The sequence below is a fragment of the Modicisalibacter radicis genome (genome assembly GCF_900961225.1).
Lineage (GTDB): Bacteria > Pseudomonadota > Gammaproteobacteria > Pseudomonadales > Halomonadaceae > Modicisalibacter.
Genome location: NZ_CAAHFN010000076.1, coordinates 135,735 through 162,317 on the forward strand (window position 1 = coordinate 135,735; position 26,583 = coordinate 162,317).

The 26,583-nt window shown below is 64.1% G+C and carries 31 protein-coding genes and 1 tRNA gene; 11 read left to right on the plus strand and 21 right to left on the minus strand.

The features are described 5' to 3' along the window. Nucleotides 1-642 carry a pyridoxamine 5'-phosphate oxidase gene (gene pdxH / locus HR9077_RS14605; protein WP_136067724.1) on the plus strand — a complete coding sequence of 214 codons (642 nt, stop codon included), beginning with the start codon at nt 1-3 and terminating at the stop codon, nt 640-642. A 100-nt stretch (nt 643-742) separates the two neighbouring features. Here the strand turns inward: pdxH and HR9077_RS14610 are convergent, their stop codons facing one another. The 4 genes from HR9077_RS14610 to HR9077_RS14625 all read right to left on the minus strand — a co-directional run bounded on the left by HR9077_RS14610 (nt 743) and on the right by HR9077_RS14625 (nt 6,716). Continuing rightward, complete coding sequence (locus HR9077_RS14610; protein ID WP_136067725.1) at nt 743-1,627, minus strand: glycine betaine ABC transporter substrate-binding protein; 885 nt, start codon at nt 1,625-1,627, stop codon at nt 743-745. Nucleotides 1,628-1,719: 92 nt separating this feature from the next. Then, nucleotides 1,720-2,562, minus strand: coding sequence for an ABC transporter permease (locus HR9077_RS14615; RefSeq protein ID WP_136067726.1), 843 nt, complete (start codon nt 2,560-2,562; stop codon nt 1,720-1,722). Further along, on the minus strand, nt 2,563-3,765 hold the full coding sequence (locus HR9077_RS14620) for a quaternary amine ABC transporter ATP-binding protein (RefSeq protein ID WP_136067727.1): 1,203 nt from the start codon (nt 3,763-3,765) through the stop codon (nt 2,563-2,565). Nucleotides 3,766-3,968: 203 nt separating this feature from the next. Beyond that, nucleotides 3,969-6,716 carry a bifunctional acetate--CoA ligase family protein/GNAT family N-acetyltransferase gene (locus tag HR9077_RS14625; RefSeq protein ID WP_136067728.1) on the minus strand — a complete coding sequence of 916 codons (2,748 nt, stop codon included), beginning with the start codon at nt 6,714-6,716 and terminating at the stop codon, nt 3,969-3,971. A 271-nt stretch (nt 6,717-6,987) separates the two neighbouring features. On the opposite strand from HR9077_RS14625, the gene HR9077_RS14630 reads away from it, so the two are divergent. The 5 genes from HR9077_RS14630 (at nt 6,988) to HR9077_RS14650 (ending at nt 10,825) form a co-directional block, all read left to right on the plus strand. After that, nucleotides 6,988-7,938 (plus strand): histone deacetylase family protein, encoded by a 951-nt coding sequence (locus tag HR9077_RS14630; protein ID WP_136067729.1) that lies wholly within the window; start codon nt 6,988-6,990, stop codon nt 7,936-7,938. 139 nt (nt 7,939-8,077) lie between these two features. Beyond that, on the plus strand, nt 8,078-8,707 hold the full coding sequence (locus tag HR9077_RS14635; protein ID WP_458692923.1) for a helix-turn-helix domain-containing protein: 630 nt from the start codon (nt 8,078-8,080) through the stop codon (nt 8,705-8,707). A gap of 66 nt (nt 8,708-8,773) precedes the next feature. Further along, nucleotides 8,774-9,088 (plus strand): DUF1244 domain-containing protein, encoded by a 315-nt coding sequence (locus tag HR9077_RS14640; RefSeq protein ID WP_136067731.1) that lies wholly within the window; start codon nt 8,774-8,776, stop codon nt 9,086-9,088. Continuing rightward, nucleotides 9,085-9,615: a molybdenum cofactor biosynthesis protein B gene (gene moaB, locus HR9077_RS14645; RefSeq protein WP_136067732.1), complete on the plus strand. Its 531-nt coding sequence runs from the start codon at nt 9,085-9,087 to the stop codon at nt 9,613-9,615. Before HR9077_RS14640 ends, moaB begins: the two co-directional genes overlap by 4 nt. Further along, a complete protein-coding gene (locus HR9077_RS14650) occupies nt 9,608-10,825 on the plus strand; it encodes a molybdopterin molybdotransferase MoeA (protein WP_136067733.1) in 1,218 nt (405 codons plus the stop codon). Before moaB ends, HR9077_RS14650 begins: the two co-directional genes overlap by 8 nt. Here HR9077_RS14650 and HR9077_RS14655 read toward each other — a convergent pair whose 3' ends face one another. From HR9077_RS14655 to HR9077_RS14700, 10 genes are all read right to left on the minus strand, one after another. Continuing rightward, complete coding sequence (locus tag HR9077_RS14655; protein ID WP_136067734.1) at nt 10,826-11,386, minus strand: acyl carrier protein phosphodiesterase; 561 nt, start codon at nt 11,384-11,386, stop codon at nt 10,826-10,828. It abuts the gene before it with no gap. A gap of 10 nt (nt 11,387-11,396) precedes the next feature. Next, on the minus strand, nt 11,397-11,750 hold the full coding sequence (locus tag HR9077_RS14660) for a TusE/DsrC/DsvC family sulfur relay protein (protein WP_136067735.1): 354 nt from the start codon (nt 11,748-11,750) through the stop codon (nt 11,397-11,399). Beyond that, entirely contained in the window at nt 11,750-12,040 is a 291-nt protein-coding gene (tusB, locus tag HR9077_RS14665) for a sulfurtransferase complex subunit TusB (protein ID WP_136067736.1), read from the minus strand. Before tusB ends, HR9077_RS14660 begins: the two co-directional genes overlap by 1 nt. A gap of 27 nt (nt 12,041-12,067) precedes the next feature. Continuing rightward, complete coding sequence (gene tusC, locus HR9077_RS14670) at nt 12,068-12,433, minus strand: sulfurtransferase complex subunit TusC (RefSeq protein WP_136067737.1); 366 nt, start codon at nt 12,431-12,433, stop codon at nt 12,068-12,070. 12 nt (nt 12,434-12,445) lie between these two features. Then, nucleotides 12,446-12,838: a sulfurtransferase complex subunit TusD gene (gene tusD, locus HR9077_RS14675; protein WP_136067738.1), complete on the minus strand. Its 393-nt coding sequence runs from the start codon at nt 12,836-12,838 to the stop codon at nt 12,446-12,448. Between the two features lie 158 nt (nt 12,839-12,996). Further along, entirely contained in the window at nt 12,997-13,665 is a 669-nt protein-coding gene (locus HR9077_RS14680; protein ID WP_136067739.1) for a Bax inhibitor-1/YccA family protein, read from the minus strand. Nucleotides 13,666-13,806: 141 nt separating this feature from the next. Further along, a complete protein-coding gene (locus tag HR9077_RS14685; RefSeq protein ID WP_136067740.1) occupies nt 13,807-14,481 on the minus strand; it encodes a metallophosphoesterase in 675 nt (224 codons plus the stop codon). A gap of 140 nt (nt 14,482-14,621) precedes the next feature. After that, nucleotides 14,622-14,897 (minus strand): hypothetical protein, encoded by a 276-nt coding sequence (locus HR9077_RS14690; protein WP_136067741.1) that lies wholly within the window; start codon nt 14,895-14,897, stop codon nt 14,622-14,624. A gap of 49 nt (nt 14,898-14,946) precedes the next feature. Then, nucleotides 14,947-15,201 carry a hypothetical protein gene (locus tag HR9077_RS14695; RefSeq protein ID WP_136067742.1) on the minus strand — a complete coding sequence of 85 codons (255 nt, stop codon included), beginning with the start codon at nt 15,199-15,201 and terminating at the stop codon, nt 14,947-14,949. A 42-nt stretch (nt 15,202-15,243) separates the two neighbouring features. Then, on the minus strand, nt 15,244-15,441 hold the full coding sequence (locus tag HR9077_RS14700; protein WP_136067743.1) for a CsbD family protein: 198 nt from the start codon (nt 15,439-15,441) through the stop codon (nt 15,244-15,246). 237 nt (nt 15,442-15,678) lie between these two features. On the opposite strand from HR9077_RS14700, the gene HR9077_RS14705 reads away from it, so the two are divergent. Beyond that, nucleotides 15,679-15,769, plus strand: a tRNA-Ser gene (locus tag HR9077_RS14705). A gap of 587 nt (nt 15,770-16,356) precedes the next feature. Next, the gene (locus tag HR9077_RS14710; RefSeq protein ID WP_136067744.1) at nt 16,357-16,626 is read left to right on the plus strand and encodes a hypothetical protein; all 270 of its coding nucleotides are present in this window, start codon (nt 16,357-16,359) and stop codon (nt 16,624-16,626) included. 149 nt (nt 16,627-16,775) lie between these two features. On the opposite strand, the gene HR9077_RS14715 is transcribed toward HR9077_RS14710, so the two are convergent. Further along, nucleotides 16,776-18,482 carry a potassium/proton antiporter gene (locus tag HR9077_RS14715; protein ID WP_136067745.1) on the minus strand — a complete coding sequence of 569 codons (1,707 nt, stop codon included), beginning with the start codon at nt 18,480-18,482 and terminating at the stop codon, nt 16,776-16,778. Nucleotides 18,483-18,685: 203 nt separating this feature from the next. On the opposite strand from HR9077_RS14715, the gene HR9077_RS14720 reads away from it, so the two are divergent. Further along, nucleotides 18,686-19,855, plus strand: a complete 1,170-nt coding sequence (locus HR9077_RS14720; protein ID WP_136067746.1) for an ABC transporter substrate-binding protein — start codon at nt 18,686-18,688, stop codon at nt 19,853-19,855. A gap of 30 nt (nt 19,856-19,885) precedes the next feature. Here the strand turns inward: HR9077_RS14720 and HR9077_RS14725 are convergent, their stop codons facing one another. The 6 genes from HR9077_RS14725 to HR9077_RS14750 all read right to left on the minus strand — a co-directional run bounded on the left by HR9077_RS14725 (nt 19,886) and on the right by HR9077_RS14750 (nt 24,302). After that, entirely contained in the window at nt 19,886-20,671 is a 786-nt protein-coding gene (locus HR9077_RS14725) for an alpha/beta fold hydrolase (protein WP_136067747.1), read from the minus strand. A gap of 44 nt (nt 20,672-20,715) precedes the next feature. After that, the gene (locus tag HR9077_RS14730) at nt 20,716-21,381 is read right to left on the minus strand and encodes a 7-cyano-7-deazaguanine/7-aminomethyl-7-deazaguanine transporter (RefSeq protein WP_136067748.1); all 666 of its coding nucleotides are present in this window, start codon (nt 21,379-21,381) and stop codon (nt 20,716-20,718) included. Between the two features lie 112 nt (nt 21,382-21,493). After that, the gene (nudC, locus tag HR9077_RS14735; RefSeq protein WP_136067749.1) at nt 21,494-22,270 is read right to left on the minus strand and encodes an NAD(+) diphosphatase; all 777 of its coding nucleotides are present in this window, start codon (nt 22,268-22,270) and stop codon (nt 21,494-21,496) included. After that, on the minus strand, nt 22,270-23,031 hold the full coding sequence (gene dnaQ / locus HR9077_RS14740; RefSeq protein WP_136067750.1) for a DNA polymerase III subunit epsilon: 762 nt from the start codon (nt 23,029-23,031) through the stop codon (nt 22,270-22,272). The genes nudC and dnaQ overlap by 1 nt, the downstream gene beginning before the upstream one ends. A 40-nt stretch (nt 23,032-23,071) precedes the next feature. After that, nucleotides 23,072-23,530, minus strand: coding sequence for a ribonuclease HI (gene rnhA / locus HR9077_RS14745; protein ID WP_136067751.1), 459 nt, complete (start codon nt 23,528-23,530; stop codon nt 23,072-23,074). Beyond that, nucleotides 23,523-24,302 (minus strand): class I SAM-dependent methyltransferase, encoded by a 780-nt coding sequence (locus HR9077_RS14750; protein ID WP_244613267.1) that lies wholly within the window; start codon nt 24,300-24,302, stop codon nt 23,523-23,525. The genes rnhA and HR9077_RS14750 overlap by 8 nt, the downstream gene beginning before the upstream one ends. Before the next feature lie 122 nt (nt 24,303-24,424). Between HR9077_RS14750 and gloB the strand changes: the two genes are divergently transcribed. Together gloB and HR9077_RS14760 are read left to right on the plus strand one after the other, a co-directional pair. Then, nucleotides 24,425-25,192, plus strand: a complete 768-nt coding sequence (gloB, locus tag HR9077_RS14755; protein ID WP_136067752.1) for a hydroxyacylglutathione hydrolase — start codon at nt 24,425-24,427, stop codon at nt 25,190-25,192. Nucleotides 25,193-25,238: 46 nt separating this feature from the next. Beyond that, complete coding sequence (locus HR9077_RS14760) at nt 25,239-26,528, plus strand: LysM peptidoglycan-binding domain-containing protein (RefSeq protein ID WP_136067753.1); 1,290 nt, start codon at nt 25,239-25,241, stop codon at nt 26,526-26,528. Nucleotides 26,529-26,583 lie beyond the last annotated feature (55 nt).

Below are 26,583 nucleotides of genomic sequence, written 5' to 3' on the forward strand. Positions count from 1 at the left end.
ATGAACACCGATATCGCCGACCTCAGACGCAATTACAGCGGGGATCATCTCGACGCCGGCAATACCCCCGACGAACCATTGCCGCTGTTCCAGCTGTGGCTCGACCAGGCGCTCGAGCGCGAATCCGACGACGCCAACGCCATGACCCTGGCCACCGTCGACAGCGAAGGCCTGCCGCACGCACGGATCGTTCTGCTCAAGGGCATGGACGAACGCGGTTTCGCGTTCTACACCAGCTATCAGAGCCACAAGGGCGCCGAGCTGGCCAATGTCCCGCATGCCGCCCTGGTGTTCTGGTGGCCGGCCACCCAGCGTCAGGTACGCGTCGAAGGGCGGGTGGTACAGGTCGACGAAAGCGAATCGGACCATTACTTCCACAATCGTCCGCGGGCCAGTCAATTGGGGGCCTGGATATCGCAGCAGGGCGTGGAGATCCCCGGTCGGACATGGATCGAGGAGCGCAAGGATCGCTTCGAGCGACTCTACAACGGCCTGGACGTGGACCGCCCTCCGCACTGGGGCGGTTATCGCGTCGTCCCGGAAATCGTCGAATTCTGGCAGGGCCAGGCCGACCGCCTCCACGACCGGCTGCGCTACCGGCGCCACGACGACAGCTGGGCCAAGGTCCGCCTGGCACCCTGATAGCGCAAGGCTCGCGGCCTGTGACAACGAGCCCTGCACAAAAAAGCGCCCGGCCTAGGCCGGGCGCTCTTGCATCGACGGATCCAGAAGGATCGAAGGCTTAGCTCTCGCCCGTCCACTCGTCGACGACTTCCGGATGCTCCTCGACCCACTTCTGGGCGTTGGCGTAGGGATCGGCGCCCTCTTCCTGGTTCATCAGCATCACCTCGCCCATCTGCTCCGGCGTCCACGCGAAATTGTCGAGGACCTCGTAGACTTCGGGCATGTCCTCCTCGAGGCCCTGGCGAACGATGGTGTGGATCTGCTCGGCATCGCCATAGACGTTCTTGGGATCGTCGAGGTACTTGATGTCCCAGCGCGAGAACATCCAGTGCGGGGTCCAGGCGGTGACGACGATGTCGTCTTCGTTCTGGATGGCAGACTGCAGCGCGGCGGTCATGGTGGCGCCGCTACCGCTGCGTAGCTTGATGTCGCCCCCGAGGCCGTATTCGTCGATGACGTCCTCGGTCAGCCCCATCAGGCCGGCACCGGGATCGATACCGATGATTTCGCCGTTGACGAGGTCGGCCTTCTCGCCGAGTTCCTCGATGGAATCGATATCGGTATAGGACGGTACCGCGAGGCCGAGCTTGGTGCCATCGAGGTTGGTGCCCAGATCGACGACCTTGTCCTTGGTCTGCTCGAGGTAGTTCTCGTGGGTGGTCGGCAGCCAGGCCGCGACCATGCCATCGGCATCGCCGTAGGCCACGGCCTGCCACATCGCCGCCGCCGACAGCGACGACATCTCGACGTCGTAGCCCATCTGCTCGAGTACCGCGCGGACCACGTTGGTGGAGGCTACTTCGGATGACCACTCGACGTATGCCAGACTGACGGTGCCCTTGCTCTCTTCCTGTGCCTGAGCGACACCGCTCACGCCCAGACCGGCGACCATCATCAGCGAGCCGAAACGCACGGCACGTGACATAGCATTGAACGTTTTCATCACTTTCCCCTTCTTGGTTGAGTATTTGAACGCCGTCCAGCAGCTGCCCGGATGGCGCCCCCGGTACCGTCCAGGGTACCGGCTACGGCGTCTTAACGCGCCTTCTTGGGTTTACGGAACGCCTGTGTCAGGCGATCCAGCAGCATGGCCAGAATGACCACGGCGATCCCCGCCTCGAAACCGTCGCCCGGACGCAGGCGCTGGATCGCTTTCCAGACCTCGCTACCCAAGCCGTCGGCACCGATCATGGCGGCGATCACGACCATCGACAAAGCTAGCATGATGGTCTGGTTGATGCCCGCCATGATGGTCGGCAGCGAGAGCGGCAACTGCACCTTGAAGAGTTTCTGACCACGCGTCGAGCCGAAGGCATCGGCCGCTTCGATCAGTTCCTTGGGTACCTGACGAATGCCCAGGGTGGTGAAGCGGATCGCCGGCGGCATCGAGAAGATCACCGTGGCGAAGATCGCCGAAACCGAGCCGATGCCGAAAAACGGAATTGCCGGAATCAGATAGACGAAGGCGGGCATGGTCTGCATGAAGTCCAGCACCGGCATGATCACGCCATAGAGCCGATCCGACAGCGCGCCCACGATGCCCACCGGGAGTGCAATGACCACTGCCACGATGGTCGCGAACACCACCAGCGTCAACGATTCGATCATCGGGAACCAGAGACCCATGTTCCAGATCAATGCCAGGCCGAGGACCGAACCGATCGCCAGGCGAATGCCCGATACACGCCAGCAGAGCAGCGCGATAAGGGCCATCAGCGCCCATTCGGGCATCCAGGCCAGGGCGTCGTTGATGGCGTTGATCCCGGTCTGGGTGAAGCGTGAGATACCACGGGTCACCACCGAATACTCGGTGGTCAGATAATCCAGCCCGGCTTCGATCCAGTCGCCGAGGGGTATGCGGGGAATATCGATAGCCATTTAGTGTTCTCCAGCTTCAGCCAGTTCCGCCAGCACGGCGCCCTTGACCACCACGCCGAGCAGGCGTTGGTCCTCGTCGACCACGGCGATCGGATAGCTCTTCTCGTTGAACATCGCGAACAGGTTGTGCAGCGGTTCATCCGGGCCGACCCTGGGGAAATCGTTATGGATCAGTTCCCTGATGGACTGAATGCCCTCCTTGGCCGCCCGGTCCGCGGCGTCGGCCTCGATCAGCCCGAGCAGCTTGCGCTCGCGGGTCGTGACGTAGATCGAGTCCAGGCTGTTCTCGCTGAGCTTGCGGAGCACCGTACGCGGGCCGTCGTCCTCGCGTGCGGTGGCCCGCACCGGACGCATGGCACTGCGCGCGGTGAGGATGCGCGACATGTCGACCCCTTCGGTGAAGCGGGCGACGTAATCGTCGGCGGGGTTGGTGAGGATATCCTCGGGGGTGCCGATCTGCACGATCTCGCCATCCTTCAACAGGATGATGCGATCGCCGATGCTCAGGGCTTCGTCGAGATCGTGGGTGATGAAGATGGTGGTCTTCTTCATGCGGTGCTGAAGTTCGAGCAGTTCCTGCTGCATGTCCTTGCGGATCAGCGGGTCGAGGGCCGAGAAGGCCTCGTCCATCAGCATCACGGTCGAGTCGTTGGCCAGCGCCCGTGCCAGGCCGACGCGCTGCTGCATGCCGCCGGAAAGCTGATTGGGCAAGGCGCCTTCCCATCCCTCGAGGCCGACCTGCTTGAGCGCGTCGCCGGCGCGCCTGATGCGCTCCTGCTTGTCCACACCACGGATCTCGAGGCCATACTCGGCGTTCTGCTGCACGGTACGGTGAGGAAAGAGCGCGAAGTTCTGGAACACCATCGAGAAGTGACGCCGCCGACAATGCAGCAACTCCTTCTCGGACAACTTGGGGATGTTCTCGTCATCGATGATGATCTCGCCTTCGGTCGGCTCTATGAGCCGGTTGAGGCAACGAATCAGTGTCGACTTGCCTGACCCCGAGAGCCCCATGATGACCAGCAGCTCGCCCTCCTGGACATCGAAGCTGACATTCGAAAGGCCCAGGGTATTGCCGGTCTGTTCGAGAATTTCCCCGCGACTCTTTCCCTTGTCGCGTAGCTCCAGTGCCTTCTTCGGCTGATTGCCGAAGACCTTGCTCAGGCCGCGTACCTGAATCTTGGTCTGTTGCGTTTCGCTCATCGGCTTTGCCTGTATGTCGTGATCGCTTTGTTCGATACGAAACGGTGCCGCAGTGATTTTTCCAGTGCTATCACAGCATCGCATTTTCATAACGAGTGTTTATAATTCTTGTCGCATCATACAATCTTATTAATATGGCTTCAAATCAGAACAACTGATGATTGATCAACGGTTCAATTTCCCCTATGACGACTTCGCCCCGCTCAGTAGGGCTGGTTCTCGAGACGGTGGCGCTGCCAGTCGCTGGCGGGTTCGTTGAGCCTGAGAACGGCATCGACGACCTGCTCCTCCATGTTGTAATGGCTGGTGAAACCCAGTTGCTTCATCAGCGAACGCATGGGGCCGTTGTCGACCATGATCTTGCCGACCATTTCCAGGGTGCCGAGCCCGCGGCTATAGCGGATCATCTTTTCCATCAGCAGCCGCCCCAGGCCATGACCATGCATATCGTCGCGTATGATCACCGAGAACTCGGTACGGATGTTGTCCGGATCGTTCCAGACCCGGACCACGCCGAGCATCTCCTTGCGACCGTCGTCGCGCTGATGCTCGGCGATGAAGGCCATCTGACGGTCATAGTTGATCTGGGCCAGCCGCGACAGGTCGCGCTTGCTGAGATCCGCCTTGTTGTGAAAATAGCGAAAGCGGATGCTCTCCTCGGAGAGCTGGCCGTGAAAGTCCGAGATCAGCGGTGCATCCTCACCACGAATCGGGCGGATCTCGACGCGCATGCCGTTGCTCAGATCGACCCACTCACGCAGCTCTTCCGGGTAGGGCATGATCGCGTGACGCGCGGGATCGCCCAGATCCATCGCGAAGTCGACGGCCACCAGGCCTTCTCTGTTGAGCAGCAGCGGGTTGAGCTCGAGCCCCTTGAGCTCGGGCAGGTCCGAGGCCATCTGCGACAGCTTGACCAGCAGCTGGCAAAGCCGCTCGATATCGAGTTCCGGGTCCCACGAATGCTCGCCGATCAGTTTCGCCGCATGGGTACGCTCGATCAGTTCTCTGGCCAGGGTCATGTTCAAGGGCGGCAGGGAGACCTGCCTGTCGGCCAGCACGTTGACCTTGTAACCGCCGATACCGAAGACGATCACCGGACCGAAGATCGGGTCGCGGGTAATGCCCGCACACAACTGCAGCGAATGCTTGCCGCGCTGCATTTCCTGGAGGCAGTAACTGTAGATGCGGCTGTCGGGAAACTTCTCCGCGACCTTGGCGCCCAGGCGCCGGACACCATCGGCAACCTCCTCCGGCGTCTGCAGATCCTGGAGCAATCCCGCCGAGAGCTTGTGGGGGTGCTGACGATAACGAAACGGCAGGCAGTTACGCTGGTGGACGATCTTGAGCGCCATGCGCCCCGACAAGGCGCTGGCCGCTTCGGCCGCCTGTTGCGGCGTGAACACATAACGGCTCGGTGCCGCCGGAATGCCGTAGGCGGCCAGCACCTGGGCGGTCTCCTCGTGGGTCAGCCGGTCGCGTTCGCGGGCCTTGGCCTCGCCGATCAAGCGGTGGCAGCGTTCGCGAATCGTTGCGGTGGTGGTGAACGGCAGGCTCGGCGGGGTTTCCTGAAGCTGCCTCTGGACCCGCTGATAGTTCACCATGTGCATGAAGGCCTTGACCGCCTTCTCGGGGGAAATATAGGTGGGAATCCCGGCCAGGTTGCATTCGTGACGGGCCGACAGCGCCTCCTCGAGCCCCATCCAGCTGGTCAGCAGGTTACGCTTGAAGCGCCGCCGATTGGCGACCAGGGCCTGGGCGGTGGTTCGCGACGGCGCCAGTCGCGTCGGCGCATGGACCACCAGCACGGCATCGGTCCCGGGGTCGGCGGCGACGATCTCCAGCGCCTCGACGAAGCGTTCGGGCGTAGCGTTCCCCCCCAGATCGACCGGGTTGCGCCCGGGCAGGCTGATATCGAATTCACCGTCGGTCAGCGCCTGGCGTGTCTGCTCGGAAAACGCCGCCAGCCGTCCGCCGGCGCTGACCAGCTTGTCGATCGCCAGCAGGGCCGGACCCAGTCCGTTGGCGACGATCGCCAGCCGGTCGCCACGCAGCGGCTTCATCCGCGACAGCGTCTCCAGGGCATCGAACAGCTCGTCGGAATCGTCGACCCTGACCACCCCGGCACGAGCCAGCGCGGCGTCGACGATCACGTCGCGGTTGGCCACCCCCGGAGTCGGTGGCGCGCCGGACAGGTCGGATCCCGGCGTTCGGCCACTCTTGATGGCCAGCACCAGGCGATTGCGCGACGATTCGCGTAGCGCGGTCATGAAGTGCTGGGCGTCGTGAATGCGTTCCAGGTGCAACAGCATCGCCTGGCAGGGGGAATACTGATTGATGTAGTCGATCAGGTCGGCCAGCATCACATCGATGCTGTCGCCCAGCGTGACCAGGTGGGAAAAGCCGATGCCGCGACCGGCGGCCCAGTCGATCATGGCGTTGCCGAGCATGCCCGACTGGCCGAGGTAGGCGACGCGACCGGCCTTCACCGGCTGGCTGGCGTAGGTGGCGTTCAGGCGTCGCCCGGGGACTATCATGCCCAGGCACTCCGGCCCCAGCACGCGGATTCCCGAGCGCCGCGCCGAAGCCAGCATGCGTTCACGGATCGATCCGCCGTCGCCTGTACGGTCGTCGAGATGCGCGCCGCCGGAAAGCACCATGGCCGCCCGCACGCCGAAGCGCCCGAGCTGCTCGATGAGCCGGGGCAGGCCCGCCACGGGGGAGCAGACAACCGCCAGATCGGGCACCTCGGGCAGGTCGTGGACGCGCTTCACGCACGGTCTGTCGTGGACGCTCGCATAGCCCTTGGGATTGACGGCCCAGATACTGCCCGGGAAGCCGCTGTCGGTCAGGTTGCGGATCACCAGCCCGCCCATGGAATGGGTCTTTTCCGAGGCGCCGATGACCGCCAGGGTCCTCGGTTCGAAGAAATACCGCAGAAACCGCGTGCTCACGCTGCTCTCTCCTTGCCTCGACGATGTTCACTGTGTACGACTTATGGACAGTGTCATGCAAGCCTAGCCGCCGTTTACTGTGTCCAGCTGCCGGCCGGAGACCTTGGGAGCCTATCGGGCTTAACGCTGATCCGCTGTGACACACGCTCTTTCGGCCACTTTCATTCGCTCTGATTCGTTAAATAGCGGGCTATTCGCCTCATCAGATCGATAACATTGTCTCGAAATCCGCGCGTCTCGCGACGACCGGTCAAACCCGACAGGCTCCTAGATGATCACTGCCTTTATCAGTCACCCCCATTGTGATCGCCACCACATGGGGCCGGACCACCCGGAAAATCCCAAGCGGCTGGAAATCATTCGCGCCCACATGGCGCTGGCCGGGGTGCTCCAGCAGACCATGCAGGCCGACGCCAAGCGGGCGAGCGATGAACAGCTGGTGCGCATCCACCCGGCGCGCCATCTCAAGGCGCTCGAGCGCTGCGTGCCGACGCAGGGGCTGGTCAACCTCGACAACGACACCTTCATGAACCCGGACAGCCTCGATGCCGCCCGCTTCGCCGCCGGCGCCGTCACGGCGGGCATCGATCGGGTCTTCCGACACCAGGCCGACAATGCATTCTGCGCCGTCCGCCCACCGGGTCATCATGCCGAAGCCAGCGAGGCCATGGGCTTCTGCTTCTTCAACAACGTCGCCATAGGCGCCGCGCATGCCCGCGCGCGCTACGGCGTACGACGCATCGCCATTATCGACTTCGACGTCCATCAATGTAATGGCACGATCGACATCTTCGGTGGCGATCCCGACACGCTGATCTGCAGCAGCTATCAGTACCCCTTCTACCCCTGGCGTTACCTGCGTGCCGGATTCGACAATGTCGTCGACACGCCGCTCGACCCCGGTTGCGACGGCCCCACCTATCGTACGCTGATCGAGCGCGACTGGCTCCCCGCCCTGCGGCGACACCGCCCCGAGCTGATTCTGGTCTCGGCCGGTTTCGACGCCCACCGTGAAGACCCGCTGGGCGATATCTGCCTTGAAGACGCCGACTACCACTGGATCACCGAGCTGATCATGGACGTCGCGCGCAGCCATGCCGACAATCGTCTGGTTTCGGTGCTCGAGGGCGGCTACGCCCTCGATGCCCTGGGCCGCAGCGCCACCGCCCACGTGCGCGCCCTGCTCGGCCAGCCCTACGTGCCTGCCGCGCCGCCCCGCTGAGCCCGACGTTTCCGATAGCGGGGAAAACTCCGGCCCGGGAGCCTGTCGCAGAGAGCATGGCCAGAGGCGGCGCGGAGACGTTCGAAGCGCCTGCACTGTGCTAGCATGGATGAAAATTAATTTCCTATCGTGAACTCTGATGGCCACTACCGACCAGGATGCCGCCCTGCAGATCGCCTCCGGGCGCAAGCCTTTCGTCGAGCCACTGCGCCTCGGCAAGCGGCTCAAGGAGATTCGTCTCGCCAACCAGTGGACGCTCGAGGACGTCAGCCAGCGCACCGGGCTGGCGCGCTCGACACTCTCCAAGATCGAGAACAATCAGCTGTCGCCGACCTTCACGGTGGTCCAGAAGCTGATCGGCGGGCTGGACATCGACCTGCCGCAATTACTGCGCCCGCCGAAGCCACAGACGGCCACCATGGGGCGGCGCGACCTGACCCGGGTCGGCGATGGCCAGCGTCACCCGACACCGACCTACGAGCATGAGCTGCTCTCCCATCAGCTTGCCCAGAAACGCATGATCCCCTTCAAGACCATCGTCCGGGCGCGCAGCTTCGACGAGTTTCAGGAGTGGGTGCGCCACGACGGCGAGGAGTTCCTGATCGTGCTCGAGGGGAGCGTTCTGCTGTATACGGAGTTCTACGAGCCCGTGGCGCTCGAGCATGGCGACAGCATCTACTTCGATAGCGACATGGGCCATGCGCTGGTTTCGATCAGCGAAGCGGATGCCACGGTGCTCTCCGTCTGCACCCGTGCCGATGGTGGCTAGACCGCCGCCCCTCGGCGTGCGGTCTCTGCTATTGTTTCCCAGTCTTGTCCAAGCGGAGCCTTACCCATGCAAGAATTCGACGATGCCACGCGTACCGAGATCGAGGCCGCCGCCTTTCGCCGATTGCTGCGGCATCTGGATGCCAACAAGGACGTCCAGAACATCGACCTGATGATCCTGGCCGACTTCTGTCGCAACTGCCTGTCGAAATGGCTGGTCGCCGCCGCCGACGAGCGCGGTGCCGAACTCGACTATGAAGCGGCCCGCGAGTATGTCTACGGCATGCCCTACAGCGAGTGGAAGGCAAACCATCAGGCACCGGCCACACCGGAGCAGCTCGCCGCCCTGGAGGCCCGTCAGAAACGCAAGGAAAACGCATGAGCGAGGAGCGTGAAGGCTTCATGCCGCTCAACGTGGCGGTATTGACGATCTCCGACACCCGCGACGAGACGACGGACCGCTCCGGGCTGGCACTCGTGCAATGCCTCGAGGATGCCGGCCATCGGCGGGCCGACAAGCGGATCGTTGCCGATGACGTCTACCGGATCCGCGCCGTGGTCGCCGAATGGATCGCCGATCCCGAGGTTCAGGTGATCCTGACCACCGGCGGAACCGGCTTTACCGGGCGCGATTCCACTCCCGAGGCGGTCTCGGTCCTTCTCGACAAGCGCATCGATGGCTTCGGCGAGCTTTTCCGCCACCTGTCGTGGCAGGAGATCGGCAGTTCGACCATTCAGAGCCGCTGCCTGGCCGGGCTGGCCAACGCCACGGTGGTGTTCTGCCTGCCCGGGTCGACCGGCGCCTGCCGTACGGCCTGGCGGGGCATCCTGCGCGAGCAGCTCGACAGCCGGCATCGGCCCTGCAACTACGCCAACCTGGTGATTCCCGGACGAGGCACGCATGGCTGACCCGCAGGCCGATCTGCAAAGCGTGGAGGCGGCGCTGGAGGCCCTGCTGACCGACGTCGCACCGCTCCCCGGCGAACAACTGCCGAGCGAGGATGCCGCCGGACGCGTGCTCGCCGAACCGGTGATCGCCACGCGCGACGTGCCGCCTGCCGATAACAGTGCGATGGATGGCTATGCCCTGCGTGCCGTCGACGCCGGCTCGCCGCTGCGCATCAGCCAGCGCATCGCCGCCGGCAGCGCACCAAGCCCCTTGGCGCCGCGCAGCTGCGCACGCATCTTTACCGGGGGCGAGATGCCGCCCGGCGCAGACTGCGTGGTGAGGCAGGAAGTCGTCGCGCATCGCGAGGATAGCGTGCTGATACCGACCGGCGTGCACCCCGGAGAGAACGTGCGCCGCCGCGGCCGCGACGTGGCCGCCGGCAGCATCCTGCTGGCCGCCGGTACGCGCCTCGAGGGCGCGGCCCTGGGCCATGTCGCCGGTCAGGGGATCGTTTCGGTGAGCGTTCGCCGCCGGCCACGCGTCGCGTTGCTGAGCACCGGCGATGAGCTGGTCGAGCCCGGACAGCCGCTCGGCCCGGGGCAGATCTACAACAGCAACCGGCCGATGCTGACACGCCTGCTCGAGCGCTTCGGCGCCGAGGTCGTGCATACCGCCACGTTGCCGGACGATTTCGCCACGACCTGCCGCCTGTTGGGCGAAGCGGCGCAGCGGGCCGATGTGGTCGTCTCCTGCGGCGGCGTGAGCGTCGGCGAAGAGGATCACGTCAAGGCGGCGCTGGAACGCCTGGGTCGGCTCGATCTCTGGCGTCTGGCGATGCGCCCGGGCAAGCCCCTGGCACTGGGCCGCCTGCCGCATGCCGATGGCGAGGCGCGGTTCGTCGGCCTGCCCGGCAACCCGGTTTCGAGCTTCGTCGGCGCCTGGCTCTACCTGCGCCCCTTGATCGGCGCCCTGCTGAGCTGTGACGCGCTCGCCTCGTTGCCACGGCTACCCGCCCTCGCGGGATTCTCGACCCGTACCCAGGCGCGGCGTCACTTCATGCGCGTGACGCTCGAATTCGGCGAGGCGGGCATCGTCGCGCGCGCCTTCGCCGACCAGAACTCGGCGGTACTGTCCTCCTGCGTCGCCGCCGACGCCCTCGCCGACATTCCGGCGCGCAGCACCATCGACGAAGGCGACCCCATCAGTTGCCTGTGGCTGGTATCGGGGTAATCACGCGCCGGGGGCTACACCCAGCTCGCGGTTGAGGGCGGGCCATAGCGCATGAAAATCCCGCTCCAGGCCCGCATAGTCGGCCTCGACCCAGGGCACCAGCGCGGCAAGGCGATTGGGGCCGCGCAAGCGCCGGCCGATATTGGCGATGGCCGAGCAGGTGAAGTCGAGGTCGGCGTAGCGCGACAGCCAGTCCTCCTCGATGAGCAGCGGCACCATCGTCGCCAGACGAGCCGGCGCGGAGCGCGACGCCAGAACCCGGTAGCAGCGAGCAACCAGGGCCGGGTCGAGATGGTCGCGGGCCACGAAATGATCCCACACCATGTCCAGCGCGATGCCCGCATAGCGTCGCCCGTCATCCGGCGCCCGCGAGCGGGCCTCGCGCACCACCTGGTGCTGGTCCACCCAGGCGTCGACCCGGCGATGATGGCGTATCCCTGTCGCCGCCGCCGGGCTCCAGTCGCTCAGGTCGACGCCCTTGACGCCATCGGCGATCAGGTTGCCGTGGAGGAATTCGTCCGTGCCACCACGGGCCAGCCAGCCATGGGCGAGAAAATTCACCGGCGACGTCCTACAGACAGTTGGTGGGCTTGGGCAGCCCCGCCAGCCGCGCGGCGACCTTGGCCGGGCTGTCGGGGAACAACCGCATCAGATGGATCGAGCGGCCCTTGTCCGGCCCCAGCCGTTGACCGACCGCCTTGACCAGCGGGCGCATCGCCGGCGCCATTTGATAACGCCGATAGAAATCACGCAGGACCTCGATCACTTCCCAGTGCTCGTCGCTCAATGCGCGGCCCTCTTCGGCGGCCAGGGCCTCGGCAACGCCGGGCGACCAGTCGTCCAGGTCGACGAGATAGCCTTCCGGATCCAGCGCCACTCGGCGCGGTCCGACGTCGAGGTGGCGTGCGGCGGTCGTCGTGGCCATTAGAACCAGCTCACAGTGCGTTGAGTTTCCTCCGTCAGCGTGACGAAGCCTTGCATATCCAGTGGCGTTACCCAGCTCGCGCAGCATCCGGTCAAGCCTCTCGAGGCAAGATCCTCGAGCAACGCGAAACAGCGCCCTTCGAGCGCGGAAAAGAGGGCCGCCTGAGGCTCGACCGCGCCATAGACCCCCGCCTCTATCAGCAGCAACCGGTCGTCGGCTCCCATGGTGCGCAGCATCTCGTGTGCCACGCCACTCGAAGCGGGGGAACGGTTGAGCAAGTGCAGTATCATGGCGAAACGGATCCTCGCTGGGCGGCATCAAAAATTGAAGACCGAGGCGCTGGTCGCGAACAGCCCGGGCAAGACGTCACTCGTCACCGGCGTCACCGGCCAGTCGAGCTCCGCTACCGTGAGTCCCCGAGCGGCCAGGGACGCGGCATCGACGCGTATATCCTCGATATCGTACATGGCCAGCATGTCGAGCGTGGTATGGCTGCCCTTCTGTCCGAGCGGCCCGGCCTGCTGGCCGCTACGCAGGGCCTCTACGCCGTCGCCGAGAAACAGCAGGGTCACATCCTGGCCGAGGGCGGCGGCCACCAGGGCGACATCCAGCCCTTCACGCAGCCAGCTGCTGTCGTGAGGCGCGTGGCGAAGTACCACTAGCATCGTTTGCGGATCATCCATGCGACCCCCGCGTCAGGGTGAGAACGTCACCAGCCGGTCATGGGTCAGGCTGGCTTCCACCAACTGTCCCAGTCCGGTGAGTTCGAAGGGCGGTTCGACATTGTACGCTGGCTTGCCATGACGTCGCGCCTCGCGCTCATCGGTCATGCCCCGTCGCAAGGCCGCAGCCACGCAGACCAGTAACGCCGTGCCTTGCGATTCGGCCAATCGCAACCAGGCATCGCCCAGATGCGGTTCGTCCTGCGGCGGCGCAGCCAGCCGCGAGGCATTGTAGACGCCGTCATGGTAGAAGAAGACGGTTTCCAGCCGGTGCCCGCGATCGACCAGCGCGTGAGCGAAACGCAATGCCGAGTGTGACGCTTGATGGGAATAGGGTCCGCCCATTACTACCAGGCCATAGCGCATCTTGATCCCCTCGTTGACCGGCCCCTATTGTCGTGTACGCCTCACGGCGAAGGCAATCTCTAGCACAGCAGCCGCCGCGCCCACGACTTCTGCAGTCCGCTATCGAAAGAGCCCCCGCCGGCTGCCCGGCGGGGGCTCTTTCATCGTCCCGAGCGGTCTCAGTCGTTGTTCATGATGCCCAGCAGCGAAAGCAGGCTGATGAACAGATTGTAGATCGACACGTAGAGCGTCACGGTGGCCAGGATATAGTTGGTCTCACCGGCACGATGCACGATCTCGCTGGTCTGGTAGAGGATGACCGCCGAGGAGAACAGCACGAAGCCGGCGGATACCGCCAATGCCAGGGCGCCGATATTGAAGATCATCGCCACGACCATGGCCAGGATCAGCACGATGGCGCCGGCCATCAGAAAGTTGCTCAGGAAACCGAAATCCTTGCGGGTGATCAGCGCCACCGCCGACAGGCCCACGAACGTCGCCCCGGTCATGGCAAGCGCCGTCATTACCAGCTGGCCTCCGTTGGGCACGGACAGGTAGAGGCTGATCACCGGGCCGAGGGTGAAGCCCATGAAACCGGTAAAGGCAAAGGTTGCCAGCAACCCGGCCGCCGAATCGGCGGTCTTGTGGACCAGGAACATCAGGCCGTAGGCACCAATGAAGAAGATCAGAATGTTCATCTGACCCACACCCATGGCGACGGCGACGCTGGCGGTCACTGCCGAGAACAGCAGTGTCATAGCCAGCAACATGTAGGTGTTGCGCAATACTTTGTTGGTCGCTAACGCCGACGTGCGGCGATCACTGACCTGCGATGACTGATAGGCCATGATTTCAGGCTCCTGTGGTTACGGAAACGGTTACGGGGAACGAGTGCTAAAGAGAACTGTGAATATGACCTAGCATGCCGCCTGCGGGTTCCCCACGCAAGCGACAACGGCGCGTTTTTGAGGGGCACCCCGTTTGCTGGCTTACGTTTTGCTAGCAAAATGAGAAACGCTCTCGCTCAATGCTTCGATATGCAGGGCCCGGGTACTGAAGGCCCCCAGATCGATATACCTGACATTGCCCAGATTCGTCGGCGAAGCCAGGATGGTGTGGCCTACCACCACCGCATCGATATTGCTCACCCGCGTTTCGCAGCGCGAGGCGATGCGCCGCCGAGCCCAGGTCAGCCGTTGTCTCAGCGCATGCCCCTGTTGCGCCAGGGCCGCCCAATCGTCCGGCGGTTCGGCATGCACGATCCCGACCCTGGCATCGTCGAGCGCCACTTCGATGGCATAGGGCATACGCGCCAACGCCTCGTGCAACAAGGCTGCCAGTCGACGAGGCTGCTCGTTCAACGCCCATCCTCCGCCGTTCTCGACCCACAATGCCCAATCGCCCCCTTGCAGGGCCTGCGAGGCCAGTTCCTCGTGGTTGCCGCGCACCGAGTGGAACCACGGCTCGAAAACCAGCTCCAGGCAGGCCCGCGAGTCGGGGCCGCGATCGATCAAGTCGCCGACGCAGAACAACCGGTCGCGCGTGGCATCGAACCCCTTGCGCTCGAGCGCCGTCGCCAGCAAATCGTAACAGCCGTGGATATCGCCCACGACATAGTCCGTGCCTTCCCGGTTGATGGTAAAACGCTGGACCAGCTCGCTCATGGACTGGAACACTCCTGGCTCGTCGTCCGCCGTCCGCCAACGTTCGCGCGAGTCGAAGGCGAGGCGGTATACGGAAACATAGAGAAACAAGCCCCGGCATGACCGGGGCTTGTTATCACAGGGCTTTCACCGCGGCGGGGTCAGGTCTTCTTATCGCCTTGCAGATTCAGGCGTAACACGACCCCCGTATCCTGACGCAAGTTAGCAACTTCGAGAGCATGCGTGGTCATGTCCGCTTCGAGTCGGCTCAATGCGTCCGGATCGCTCTGCTGCATCGCCAGAAGCTGATTCTCCGAGAGATCGCGTTGTCCGATGTAGTCCTTGCCGGCCTTGCGAAGCGCGGTACCCACTTCACCGGCCACCGTCTCGTGAAATGCCGTCTCGTCGTCGCCTGTATTCAGGATCGTGATTTCCATGTCCTGCTCCTGTTGCCTCGATTCCTTGCTGCCGACCGGCGCGAAGCCGTCATGCAGAGCGGCTGACACGTGCCTCGTAGTGTGCGGGAACGTCGCCGACCTCCGGATGATAGCGCGGGTCGGTGACCTCCAGGCGCTGTTCGCCCCGGTCTTGGCGATACACGATGACATCGCCCTTGGCCAGGTCATGCAGCGCCTCTACGATCACGGTGTCGCCGTCCACGGTCCCCTGGACGGGGCCCAATCGCTCGCCCGACGCCTTCTCGATCAACAACGTGTCGTTGTGCGCGGTTTCCGTTTGCATCTGGCTCTCCTTGCAGTGCCTTGGACAATCAACCCGGCCGGATCAGAGCGTTTCGTAGAAGGAATCGACCTCTTTCTTGGCCTCCTCGCGGGCCATGCCGTGCCGCTCCTGCAGGACGCCGACCAGGCGCTCATATTCGCCATCGACGACATCCAGGTCGTCATCGGTCAGCTTGCCCCAACGCTTCTGGGCTTCGCCCTTGATCTGCTTCCAGTTGCCTTTCACCTGATCGCTATTCATGAGTCTCTCCTTGTCGCTTCCGTGCAAGCGCTTCTTGCGCTCCCCCCTAACGTAGCAGTCACCTGGGTTTTGACCAGCCCCTCGTATCTTGGAATCCCGGCGGCGCTTGCCCCATCCACGATCATGGCCACCTTCGCCGGGTGCAACAGTACGAGCGCCGCGCGTAAGGCCTTGTATTGATTGCCAGCCGGTAGTTGACGAGCGCAAAAAAAATGGTAGTATACGCCTCCGTAAGCCGGAGGGATGGCAGAGCGGTTGAATGCACCGGTCTTGAAAACCGGCGAAGGTTTATAGCCTTCCCAGGGTTCGAATCCCTGTCCCTCCGCCACTTACCATTAGTTACCCACAACTTGGCAGCGTTGCGCCGAGTTGGCGACGAACCGCCCTTCAAGCCGAAATGGCACGATGAGGCGGTTTTTTGTGTGCGGCCTAACCCTCGGCTTGCGCCCCACCATCGGGCTTCGCATGGGGTCGAGCCGATCCTGGCGATCGAAAAAACGGTATCTCGGGCTGCAACTGTTCGAGCGTTTCCAGCGGGACCCATCCCGATTGCCCATCGCCATGGCGCGTGCACCAGACCCAACCATTCAGGATTCTGATGCCGCCTGGTTCATGCCCTGGCTTTACGCATGATCTGCTCACCTCCTCACCAATCACGCCTATACCCTCGGTTGCGGATATCGTCGAAGCAGCGATATAGGGGCCAGCCAACCCCGGCATGCGCCAAATACCATGGCCGCATGTCGTACGAGGCTATTTCGCCGGGCAAATGCGCACTTTTGACCAGGGATTTGCTATCGCGCAACCTTCATTTGTCCCGATAGACTTACCCACAGGAAGATTGATAAGCGACCGCTGGAAAATGTACCGTCGAAGTGACCAAATAACATACACTACGCAACGCAGGGTGCTTTTATGCCCATCTTCTCAGTCCATTACGACCTCGACCTTCCCGATGAATACGCCGCGTTCTACGATGCGCTCGAAGCCTACACCCATCGGCATGTCATGGATGGCTGCTGGCTACTCGAAACGACAGGTAACGCCGCGGATATCCGCGACCGACTTCGGCCCCACTTGACGAGCCAGGACTCGCTGCTGGTTGCTCAAGTCAGCCAGGATTGGGCGGGGGCCGGCACCGAATGCGGCGATTGGCTGAACGAAAGCCAGCGCAACTTCGGCTGAACCTTGAAGTCCGGAAGCAACGATAGATCTGGCCCGGTTGCCGAGGCTGCATTATTCATGGCCGCAGCAACCGGGCAACGGCCATTCTTCAGGTCTTCTCTCCTTCTGCGGCTTGCTCGCTTCCGGGCGGCTGGCTTGTCGCTGGCGCATCAATAAAGACGCAACCCGACACGCTTGACGTGGTTGCCGTCCATTTCGCTGATCACCCACTGAAAGCCGTGCCAGTCGATGTCATCACCTACAACGGGGTGACCACCGACACGCAGGGACACGAATTCGCCAAGCGTCATCTCCTGTTCACCCGGACTCAGCGTCAAGCCGTAGGCATCCGCCACGTCTCGCATCAACGCACCGCCGTCGAGAGTGAAGGTGCCGAAGAAGGCACGCTCCTGCTTGAGGCGGGCATCGCCGTTGAAAAGCCGATTCAGCGCTGGCAAATCGTCACTGCGGCCGATGACGCAAAGCACATCCCCCAGACGCAGCCGTGTATTTCCCTTGGGGTGCAACATCGCATGCTGCCGAAACAGGGCCGAGATGATCGCGCCCGAGGGAAAGCGCAGCAAGCGGATGGGAGCGTCCTCCAGGGCATCGTTTTCGACCTGATAGACGAACATCTCGTAATCGTTTTCCGGCAGGACGCCCAGCGGGCCGCGCCGATTGGGGGTGGTCCGGGCGGGCACCAGAACCCGGGTGATCCGGGCCGCCGGAGAGAGGCTGCTGCCCTGGACAAGCAGCGATATCAGCACGCCGAAAAAGGCCACGTTGAAGTACAGCGCGGCATTCTCCACACCGCCGATGACCGGAAAGATCGCCAGCACGATTGGCACCGCGCCGCGCAGCCCGACCCAGGAGATGAAGGCGATCTCTCGCCAGCGAAAGCGGAAGAATGGCTTGATGGCCACGATCACCGCCAATGGGCGCGCCACGAAGATCAAGATCAACGACAGCAAGGTGGCTGGAATGGCATAGTCCATCATCTCGCTCGGGGTCACCAACAGGCCCAGCACCAGAAAAAGCCCGATTTGACTGAGCCAGGCCAGGCCATCGTGCACGGGCAGAATGAAGCTGAGATGCCGCCCCGGTTGATTGCCGACCATGAGCCCGGCCAGGTAGATCGCCAGAAAGCCACTGCCCCCAAGCACGCTGGTCAAACCGAAGACAAACAGCCCCAGCCCCAGCGTCAGCAGCGAATACAGCCCGGGGGCCAGATCGAGCCAGCGCAGCAACTTGCCGATCAGCCAGCCGCCACCCACGCCGATCAGCAACCCCAGCCCGAACTGATTGAGAAACAGAAGCAGGGTGTCGACGGGGCCACCAACCTCGCCGGTTAGCACCTCGACCAGGGTGATGGTCAGGAATATGGCCATCGGATCGTTGGTGCCTGACTCGATTTCCAGCGTGGCCCCGACGCGCTCATTCAGATTGAGGCCCCGTCCGCCGAGCATCGAGAAAACCGCCGCGGCATCCGTCGAGCCGACGATCGCCCCCACCAGCAGGCCCTGGGCGAGGCTAAGGTCGAGCAGCCACATGGCACACAGGCCCACGATGCCACTGGTCAGAAAGACCCCCAGTGTCGCCAGTGACAGCGCCGGCTTGAAGCCGACGCGGAAGGTTTTCAGGCGCGTTCTCAGCCCACCGTCGAGCAGGATCATGGCCAGGGCAAGATGACCGATGATGAACGCCAGCGGGTAGTTGTCGAACTCGATCCCCAGCAAACCGTCTTCCCCGGCAAGCATGCCCAACGCCAGGAAGAACAACAGCAGAGGAAGGCCGAACAAAGCCGATAGGCGACTGGCCAGAATGCTCAGTGCCAGCAACGAACCGGTGAACAGGAACAGCGTGTTGATACTATCCATGGCGGATTCCCGTTGATTCCCTTCAAGTATGCCATGCGCTCCCGCCGTCGCGCAGCGCTCCGCGCAAGACGCTAGCGGCGCCAGGTCATTTACGATGCCGAATCAACGGCTTCGCTAGCCAGCCCAAGGCAGCCCGGGCTAGACTGGAGCGCCGCCCTCACCGCTACGCGGGCCATCTCATCGCGCAGTAGAAGGAATCGTCAGTGATAGTGGAGAGCCGCCTTCCGGCCATCCTGCTGGGCTTCGTCCTGGCGGCCAGCACCCACCTGGCTCAGGCTGAACCATCACTCGGCAAGAACGCCGTCGAGGCTGCGCTGCAGGTGACCAGCGAGGTCGATAACGATGCGGCGCATAGCGCGTTCGGTGACGACCTTCCCCTCAAGGAATTCTCCGAGAGCAGCGAAACGCTCTCGCTCGACCCCGTTGTCGCCCCCACCGAGCCACGCTTTGCCGAAAGCGAACCCGAGACCATCACGCCGCCGCCGACCCATAGCCTGCATGTCATGCTCGACTGGTACATCAACCCCTACCATGCGGCGTTGATCGTCGCCCGGGAGCGCGGTTTGCTCGATCAAGGGGGGCTTGACGTCACCTTCGGCGCCCCGGCCGATCCGAATGTGCCGCCCAAGCTGGTGGCGGCCGAACGTGCCGACCTGGCCCTGATGTCGCAACCTGCCCTGCACCGTCTGGTCGATCGAGGGCTCCCCCTGGTCAGGGTCGGCACGTTGATCCCCGTCCCGCTCAGCGGGATCCTGGCCCGCGATGACCGTGACATAAACTCGCTGGCAGACCTGGAAGGCAGGACCATCGGCTATGCGGTGGAGGACGAAGCCCAGGTGCTGCTCGATGGCCTGCTCGAACAGCAACGCTTCGGCCTCGAGGCGGTCAAGCTCGAGCGCGTCGACTTTTCGCTCAGCCAGGCCCTGGCCAACGGCGATGTCGACGCCGTCGTCGGTACACTGAGACCCCTGGATCGTCGCCAGAGCGCCCAGCAGGGCGTGGCCACCCGGGAGTTCTCCATCGACGACAGCGTCATACCGCTGCACGATGCCCTGATCCTGGTCGCCAATCGCGACGGCCTGAGCGAACATCGCCGCGACATCAGCCATTTCCTCGATGCCCTGGAGCGTGCCACCGCCTGGATGGTCAAGCATCCCCAGGCCGCCTGGGAGCTGATCCGCACGGCCGAGCCGGCGCTCGACACACCCGAGAACAACGCCGCATGGCCGGGCGTGTTGCGACTCCTGGCGCTGCGCCCCAGCTTGCTGCAGACCCAGCGCTATGCGCGTTTCGAAGCCTATCTGAAGGCCCGGGGCCTGATCGAGCGAATCACCCCGGTGTCGCGCTTCGCCGTGGAGATCGAGACGCCCTGACGGGCCCTGGCATCGTGACGTGCCGTGAACTCAGCCGCGCTCGGCCAGGAAGCTGTCCACGCTTTCGTGAAAAGCCTCCGGAGCCTCGGCGTGAAGCCAATGTCCGGCGTCCAGTGTCCTTATCTGCGCTTCGGGCAGCACCTCCTTGACCCGCGGCAGCAATGCGTCGTCGACGTAATCCGAGCGGCTTCCGCGGATCACCAGGGTCGGACCGCTATAGCGGCCCTCGCCGGCCGGCTCGGCGACGATGTCGGCGTACGCCGCCTCGATCTCATCGAGCCCGACTCGCCAGTGCATGACGCCATCATCGCCACGCGCCAGGTTGGTTGCCAGGAACATGCGTATCGCCGGCGTCTCGACATGCCGGGCCATCGCCGCATCGGCCTGCTTGCGCGACTCGGGCGCGTCTCGCTCGACCTGCCGCATGGCGTCGAAAATGACCTCATGGCCGTGCTCGTAGGCCACCGGGGCGATATCGGCGACGATCAACGAGGCCAGACGCTGGGGATGGAGGCGCGCCACGCTGATGGCGACCTTGCCGCCCATCGAGTGGCCAAGCAGGTCGCAGCGCTCTATTCCCAGTCGATCGAGCAGCGCGACGATATCCCCGGCCATCGCCTGGTAGGTCATGGTCTTCGCATGCGGCGAACGGCCGTGATTGCGCAGGTCGACGACCACCACCCGCCGGCTCTCCTGCCACTGTTTGACGTGCGAGCGCCAGTTGTCGGCACTGCCGAACAGGCCGTGAAGGATCACCAGCGGCACGTCCTGCTCGGGGCCGCTGACCTGATGATGCAAAGCGACGGTCTGCGTCATGCGAAGCCTCTCCTCGTGTCGACGCGAATCTCGAATGTCCGGAACTAGACGCCTTCGCGAGCCGGTTGTGCGCCCCAGGCTAACAGCCGACGCATCAGCCACCCCAGCAGCAGCCCGTACATCGGCAGAAACAGCAGTAGCGAGATGCTCAGCTTGACGGCGTAATCGACCCAGGCGATTTCCACCCAGTGACTCGCCATGAAGGCATCCGGCCCGTCATGAAAGGCGATCGAAAAGAAGGCAAAGGTATCGGCGAGGTTGCCCACCACCGTCGACAGTGCCGGTGCCACCCACCAGCGGGCGCTGCGCCGCAGGCGATCGAACACCTGGATGTCGAGCAGCTGGCCGATGACATAGGCCATGAAGCTGGCCAGCGCGATGCGCGCAACGAACAGGTTGAATTCGCTCAGTGCAGCCAGGCTGCGAAATTCGCCCTTCTCGAACAGTACCGAAAGCAGGTAGGAGATGACCAGTGCCGGGAACATCACCCGGGCGATGATCAGGCGTGCCGGTGCCTTGCCGAACAGGCGTACGGTGAGGTCCGTCGCCAGAAAGATGAACGGGAAGCTGAACGCGCCCCAGGTGGTATGCAACCCGGCAATCGTGAAAGGCAACTGTACCAGGTAGTTGCTGGCGGTGATGACGAGTATGTGCAACGCCACCATGGCCAACAGGCAGCGTCGATATTGGGAGTCGCTCAGGACAAGCATGTCGGGTCCTTTTTAGTGACGAGTAACCGAGGGGTGAGGGAACCCTCGCAGGGCGCGCGGTTGGCGCGGGGCCGGATTATAGCCGATAACGGCCCTCCGGTCGCGGGTCCGGCTACCCGGCCCTGACGCCCTGCAGATGCGCTTCGATCAACGCACGCGAAATCGAATAGGGAGGCGGCAGCTGCGGCAGGCGGCGCGGGGTGAACCATGCCGCGTCGGCGATCTCGACGCCATCGATGCGAATGCGCCGGCTGGCGGCTTCGGCGAAGAAGCCCAGCATCAGGGAGTGCGGAAAGGGCCAGGATTGACTGCGAAAATAGGCGATGCGCCCGATGCTCAGCCCGACCTCTTCGTGGACCTCACGACGTACGGCGTCCTCGGCGGCCTCGCCGGGTTCGATGAAGCCCGCGAGGGTCGAATAGCGCCCGGGAGGGAAGCGTGGGCTGCGAGCCAGCAGCAGGTCCTCGCCGTGCGTCACCAGAGTGATGATGCACGGCGAGATGCGCGGATAGTCGCGATGACCACAGGTATCGCAATGCATGGCGAATTCGCCGGCGATCCGCCGCATCGGGCTGGCGCAGCGGCCACAGAAGCGATGATCGCGTTGCCAGGTCACCACCTGCAGCGCGGTCGACAGCAGCATGAAGTGCGACTCGCCCAACTCGCCGAGCCACTGCCGCGCCGACGGCCAGTCACGATGGCCCTGCTCGGCGAGCACGGCCACCGGCTGGTCGTGCCAGAAGCCCAGCGGCTGGGCCCCTTCGGGCCAGCTTTCCACGTGTTCGAGAAAGCCGCCGTCCCGCGCCGGGGCGATGCAGCCCCGTGCGTCCATGCGGATGCACAGTCCACCGCTGAGGCGTTCGGCACCAGGCAGGTCGCGGTGAAACATCAATGGCCCGCCGGTCGCGGGTTCCAGTCCGCCATCGAATCCCAGCGACACTCGCCAGCCGAATCGCGGATGTCCGCCAGCTTGGCCTGATGCGCGGCCCACTCCGCATCGCTGGGCAGCGGTACCGCGAGCCGCGGGCGCTCCGCCGGCAAGCGGCGAATTCGGCTTGCCGCCCTGCCGCTGCCATCGGCCGATTCGCCGCTGTCGGCGTCGAGGGTCAAGGCGGTCTGGCCACCGGTCATCGCCAGATAGACGTCGGCGAGTATCTCGGCATCGAGCAAGGCGCCGTGCAATACCCGGTGACCGTTGGCGATCTCGTAGCGCTTGCACAGCGCATCGAGGCTGTTGCGCTGCCCGGGGTGGCGGTCGCGGGCCATCTTCAGCGTATCGAGGATACCGCAATGCTCGGCGACCGGTCCCAGTACCGGCTCGCCACGCAGGGTCCGCAACAGCTGGAATTCGTGATCGATGAAGCCCACATCGAAGGCCGCGTTATGGATGACCAGTTCCGCGCCGAGGATGAACTCCCAGAAGGCATCGGCGATCTCGGCGAAACGCGGCTCACCGGCCACCCGTTCGTCGGTGATGCCATGGATCTCGACGGCTTCCGCCTCGATGCTGCGCTCGGGATTGATGTACTGATGATACGTCCGACCGGTCAGGCGTCGATTGACCACTTCGACGGCCCCGATTTCTATCAGGCGATGCCCCTCCTTGGGGTCTATACCGGTCGTTTCGGTGTCTAGAACGATCTGGCGCATGACAATCTCGATAATCGTGTATGAGGGAACGGTGCGCCGCTCAACTGGCCGTCGCTGCCGCGTCGATGGCCGCATTGGCCAGGGCATCGGCGCGTTCGTTACCCGGGTGGCCACTGTGCCCCTTGACCCAGTGCCATTTCATCTGATGGCGCTGCGCCTCGATCAGCAGATCCTGCCACAGCTCGGCATTCTTGACCGGCTGGCGGGCGGCTGTCTTCCAGCCGCGCTTCTGCCAGCCGTGTATCCACTCGGTAATGCCCTTGCGCAGGTATTGCGAGTCGGTGTGCAAGTCGACGTGGCAAGGCCGCTTGAGTTCACGCAACGCCATGATCGCGGCCGTCAATTCCATCCGGTTGTTGGTGGTCTGGCGCTCGAAGCCGTTGAGCGTCTTTTCGTGTTCGCCGGAGCTGAGCAGCGCGCCCCAGCCGCCCGGGCCGGGATTGCCGCGACAAGCGCCGTCGGTATAAATGGTCACCCGGGGTAGGTCGTGTTCAATCAACCTCGGTCATCCTTTCGCGTTCATGGTCGGTGCTTGCGACCCGCGGAGCGTGCCCCAACAGCGAGCGCCCCACCGCCGGCGTTGGCAAGCGCGGCCGAACGACCTGCGCCCACTGGCTGCGTCGCCGTGCTCGGATCATGTAGGTATCGCCCAGGGGCAGGTTGTGGCGGCGTCCGAAAATCTCCAGAGCGGCGTTGCGGGGATAACCACCGGGCAGGCGAAACCCGCAGTAGTCTACCCGTTCGATCTCGAAGTCGACAAACGCCAGCCAGTCCTTGAGCCGCCCCGGGGTCCGCCACTGGCCACGCCACGGCAGGACATGGCGCCGCCCCCCCAGGGGGCGGCGGCACCCCTCGAAACTCCAGGGCGACCAGCCGAACAGAACCAGACGACCCTCGTCGGCGACGAGCCGTGTCGCCTCCTGAAGGAGCCGATGCGGCTCGGGTATGACTTCGAGCAGGTGATGGATGACTACCAGGGTCATGCTTTCGTCGTCGAGCGGTAGGCTGTCCGGCGCGCTGATCACGGTCGCCGGATCGCTGGCGAGCTCGCGGGTCGGCGACCAGATCAGGGAGTGGCGGATGGGGCACATGTCGCTGAGCCGAGGAGCCATCCCCAGCTGCAAGCTATGGGCGCCGAAGAGCTTTTCGCATATCGGCCCCAGACACGCCCGTTCGGCCTGCCAGTGTGCCAGGCCGGCTTGCGTCGACCAGTAGCGTTGTCCTTCGCGTACCAGTCGTGCCAATTCGAGCGTTGACGGCGAATTTGACACAGCGCCTCGATCCCCCCAAGGTTGGCCCATTTCACGCAGCCAGGGTTGCGCCGCGTACCCGCCGATGGCGATCGGTCGCGATTGCCCTCGCTGCCGACAACCGCGCCGAGGATAAACTCTTCATGATGAGCGTGACACCCATTCCGGCTTTCAGCGACAACTATATCTGGCTGTTACGCCAGGATACCAGCAACGAGGTCACGGTAGTCGATCCAGGCGACGCCGCGCCGGTGATCGAGTACCTGGAGCGTGAGGGACTCAGTCTCACGACCATCCTGGTAACCCATCATCATCACGATCATACCGGCGGCCTCGCGGAACTCGCCAAACGTTACGCACCCCGCATCCTCGGCCCCGCCAACCCGGATATCAAGGCCCTCGACGAACGGCTGGGCGACGGCGATGAATGCCGCGTCATGGGGCGTCGCTTCGAGGTCATGGCCGTTCCCGGCCATACGCTCGATCATATCGCATTCTTCGCCGCCGGCACCCCGCCCCTGCTATTCTGTGGCGACACGCTGTTCTCGGGCGGCTGCGGGCGCCTCTTCGAAGGCACGCCGGAGCAGATGCACGGAGCCTTGACCCGCTTGAGCGCCCTTCCCGATGACACCCTGGTTTTCCCCGGACACGAATATACGCTGGCCAATCTGCGTTTCGCCCAGGCCGCCGAGCCGGACAACCCGCCCCGGGACCGCTATCTCAGCGAATGCCAGCAGGCGCGCGATCTCGCGCGGCCGACCCTGCCCAGCAATATCGGGCGCGAACGCCAGATCAACCCATTCCTGAGGGCCTCCGTCGAGGCCGTGCGTGCACAAGCCGCCACCCAGGGCGCGGCCAATACGCCTCTGGATACGTTCGCTACGCTGCGCGCCTGGAAAGACAGCTTTTGAACCCCATGGACGCCCCTCTTCTTCGCGCCCACGAGGAAACCCCGACATGACTCACCGATCGTCCCGCCGCCGGGCCCAGAGCCTGGCGGGCGGCCTGTTATTGACCCTGAGCGTTGCCGCCGTGCAGGCTCAACCCCAGACGACCCCGACCTTCTGGAATGAATTGACGCTTGAATCCGCCGTGCAGGAGGATGCCTGGCAGCGTCTTCGCGGCGATTTCAGGTGGCAGATCGACGCCGACGAGCCCCGCGTTCAGCGGTGGCTGACCTATTATCGCAAGCACCCCAATAGCGTGGCGGCGATCGCCCAGCAGGCCAGCCCATGGCTCTACTGGGTCATGGAGGAGCTCGAACGCCGCGACATGCCCGGCGAGATCGCCCTGCTGCCCTTCATCGAAAGCGCCTACGACCCCTCCGCGCAGCATGCCGGTGGCGCCACCGGCCTATGGCAGTTGATGCCCGGCACCGGCGACGCCCTGGGCCTGCGGCGTGACTGGTGGTATGACGGTCGGCTTGACGTGATCAGCTCGACGCGCGCGGCGCTCGAGTACCTCCAGCAACAGGCCGACCAGTGGTATGACGGGGACTTCGAACTGGCCCTGGCGGCCTACAATGCCGGCGCCGGAACCGTCAACCGCGCGATGCGAGACGCCCTCGCGCAGGGCAAGTCGGGAAGTTACTGGGATCTGCGATTGCCGCGTCAGACCATGAACTACGTGCCCAAGCTGCTGGCGCTGTCGCGGATCATCGCCAAGCCGGACTATTACGGTATCAACCTGCCCGCCATCGCCGATCGACCGGCCTTCGCGCGCGTCGAAGTCGCCGGCCAGATCGGCCTCGAGCAGGCCGCCAGGCTGGCCGGGGTGAGCGAAGCGAAGCTCGAAGCGCTCAACCCGGGGTTGCTCCAGAACGTGACGCTGCCACGTCGCGCTCCGGAATTGCTGGTCCCGGCCAAGGCGCGCAACAAGCTGCTGGCCGCACTCGCCAGCCACCCCCCGCAGGCCATGGCCGACTGGCAACGTTACCAGGTGAAACGCGGCGACACCCTCTCGGCGATCGCCGCCCGCCACTCGGTGCCAGTCAGCGTGCTACGCCAGGAGAACAGCCTGAGCGGCGATACCATTCGTATCGGTCAGTCACTGCGGGTCCCGCAAGAGCGCGGTGCGCCCGGGACCGGCACAGGCACGCTGGTGGTTCGGGTCAAGCCCGGGGACAGCCTCAGCGGCATCGCCCGGCGTCATGACGTCGCCGCCTCGGATATTGCGCGCTGGAATTCGCTCGATAGCAGCCAGTATTTACAACCCGGTCAGCGCCTGACACTGTATCTGGCAAACTAGCGTTCGGCTGCGGCGGGCGGCATACGCCTCTTCGTTTCGCCCCGCCCGGCCGCTC